Source organism: Schlesneria sp., from assembly GCF_036405755.1.
Taxonomy (GTDB): Bacteria; Planctomycetota; Planctomycetia; order Planctomycetales; family Planctomycetaceae; genus Schlesneria; species Schlesneria sphaerica.
Window position 1 is genome coordinate 1 of record NZ_DASWWZ010000585.1, and the last position, 2,972, is coordinate 2,972.

The 2,972-nt window shown below is 57.4% G+C and carries 2 protein-coding genes; both read right to left on the reverse strand.

What is annotated here, in order from left to right:
- Positions 1 to 517: 517 nt before the first annotated feature.
- Positions 518 to 1,489: an aldo/keto reductase gene (locus VGE80_RS19385; protein WP_440593804.1), complete on the reverse strand. Its 972-nt coding sequence runs from the start codon at positions 1,487 to 1,489 to the stop codon at positions 518 to 520.
- 421 nt (positions 1,490 to 1,910) lie between these two features.
- Positions 1,911 to 2,972 (reverse strand): MFS transporter (locus tag VGE80_RS19390; RefSeq protein ID WP_440593805.1); only part of this gene is annotated, 1,062 nt, incomplete at its 5' end.

Below are 2,972 nucleotides of genomic sequence, written 5' to 3' on the forward strand. Positions count from 1 at the left end.
TTTGTCCGTAAAGGATCGTGAGAAGAGATTTCTGCGTGCAGCTTAAGGATGCTGCCGCGTCTCGAAGTTGCCTCCTGAACGGGACAAGATCATCACAAATCTCAGAGGCGGGGTCAATCCGCCTACCATTGTTTTAAGTAACCAAGTGCCGATCCAGTGGTCTTTTGCCCAAATAAAAGGACCTTTCCCCACGGATATCACACCGCCAAACGCTGTTTATCGGAATTAGTCGCATTTCCCGAATATCACGTCGGCCAATCTTGATGTTCCCGACACCGCGAGTCGGCCGCCAGCGGCGTCATCGAATTGGTGAAGTGATCTCGGCTCACTCTGTCCGGCCTTTTGAGTGAAACCCATCGACGAAGCGAACGGAACTGTGAGAGATCAGGTAGTTACCCGGCCGAACAGCAAATTCTGCCGACCGGGCTCCAAAATGCAGCGGAATCAGTTCTACGCCGGGGCGCGATGAATCGTTGGCGCGTTTCGCCGTTCTGTCGCGGGATTCAACTCCCTTGATTCAACCACACGAGTGCGAAGCATGCCCGGCGCCAGGCTGAGGGTCGTTATTTTCCGGCCGCCCTTCGATGTAGAACCAGTTATGAATCGGTTTGAGAATGGCCTGAACTTCTGCGAGCAGTGTGAGATCGATCGGTTCGTCCGCCCAACGTGCCCACTCCCGAATTCGCTCGGGACGTGCCGAGCCGGTGACGCAGGTCGTCATATCGGGATTAGCGAGTGAGAATTGCAGTGCCAGTTTAGCGATGTCGGTTCCGCGACTGGCGCAGTGATCTGCTGCGGCTTTCGCGATTCGCCGAACTCCCGGGGTCGCCTTGTGCCAGGCGGGTAGCGGATCATTCGTCAACAGGCGTGCCGAAAACGGGGCCGCGTTCATGATCCCCACATGCTTCGATTTCAGATACGGAACCAGATCCCCAAACATGGTGTTCTGCAAGGTGTAGTGGTTGTACGAGAGCACGACGTCGAGATTGGTCTGGTCGAGGATGAATTTGAAGATCTTCATGGGATATCCCGACACCCCGATAAACCGGACTTTGCCTTGCTGCTTGATCTTGAGCAGCGCGGGAAGAGTCTCGTCAATAATCTGCTGCATCTCCACGAATTCGATATCATGGCACAGGCAGATATCCAGGTAATCGACGCCCATCCGGTGCAGGCTGATGTCCACGCTTTCCATGACGCGGCGAGCCGAAAAGTCGAAATGAGCCTTGTCGTAGCGCCCCAGTTTGGTGCCGAGGATGTATCGGTCCCGCGGAATTCCTTTCAGGGCTGGACCGAGCAACACCTCGGACATTCCTCGCCCGTAGAACGGCGACGTATCGATAAAGTTGATTCCGACATCCAGCGCCGCGGGGACAGACGCAATCGCCTCGCTGATCTCGACCGGGCGAAACTCGGCTCCCAGCGACGATGCACCGAAACTGAGAGCTGACAGTTTGAGACCGGTGTTTCCAAGCGTGCGATATTCCACGGTAGGCCGTCCTGATAGGGAGTCGAGTCGCGTATCATCTGACGTTGCCCGCCCTCTGATTCCCCAATGGAACTGTGGGCAAGGCGAAACAAGCGAGGGGTACCAGAGTACACAATCGGACACTCAATCGACAGGTCCTCATCGGCATCGGACCTGTGCCGTCGATGGCCTGTTTGCCAGAAAACGAATCAATCCCCGGCGAATCGGGGCGGTAGGTGTTCCCACCACATACCGTGACTTTTCTCACGCTGCCGAGCGATCGGCTCTGTCGCAGGGCTCTGTCGCAAAAAAGCACGTGGTCGAGAGGAAGCAAAGCTTCTCGACCTTGGGCCTTGAGGTACTCCGCCTGAGCGAGCTTCTCACACAAGGGATGATCCCCGCTTGTGTGACTGCCACCAGGGACGAATTCCACGAACGCTTTCTAAGACGGGAGCGATTGCCGTTTTCTCGGGCTGCGGGCTCGCTGAGGGGCGGGAACCCGGCGGTGCGGCAGCGAAGTCGTCGCGACATCCCGTTCGGGCAACGCGGACGTTGCGAGTGCCGGATGCGCGATGACCATGGGCTTGATCGCCGTCTGGGCCGTTGGCAGGGTCTCGGACAATCTTCTGGAAAACTGCTCGTGGATTCCGTTGGCGATTTCCGTAACGACATCCCACGTATGGCGGGCACTCGGCTCAGAGACGTAGCGTGTCAGGTAGAAAGCCACCCAACGGAGTACGATGCTGGCCAGGAACATGATCTGGAAATTCTCGATCGAGAAACCCAGGATCTCCACGTGGAATCCCGTGAGCACCTGCATCATCCACCCTGCCAGGATCGAGGTGATCCCGCCGACCATTCCGGCAATCGCCGTGGTCGCCGCGATGTACATCGTGCGGTTTTCGGTGGGCGAATTTTTGATCATGAATCCATTGTTCGCGATCAGAATTCCCGCATTCAGCACCGCGTCGAGCATGAAGCACGGCGTCAGCACCCAGAAGGCGATGGTCGGAGAACGCGGAACAAGGAGTAACGCCAGCATGTTGCTCGATTTGAGGGCGACACACATCACGAGTACCGGCTGTGATCCGTGCAGATCGGCCCATCGCCCCATGGTTCGGGAAAGCATTGCTCCCCCAATCCACGAGATCGTCCAGAGCATCAGCACATGGAACAGGTCCATGCCGATTTCTGCCAGCAGGTAAAGGCTGATGAAGGGGGCACCCGCCATGGCGGCGAAGTTCCAGAAGCACATGAAGCCGATGTAGCGGCGAAATTCACAATTGCGGAACGGTTCGGCCAGCACCGACCAGAGCCGGGGTGAGGGAACCTGCTTCACGGGAGGTTCGAAAACCTTCCGAAACAGCAGCAGATCAATCACACCCAGGGCCGTACCGACGCATGTCATCACGGCATAGCTGACCTCAAGTGACAGACCGCTGTGCAGGACGAAGAACGCCGCGGCCAGCAGCGAGGCGGCAGCCGTCACCTGCATCCACAACTG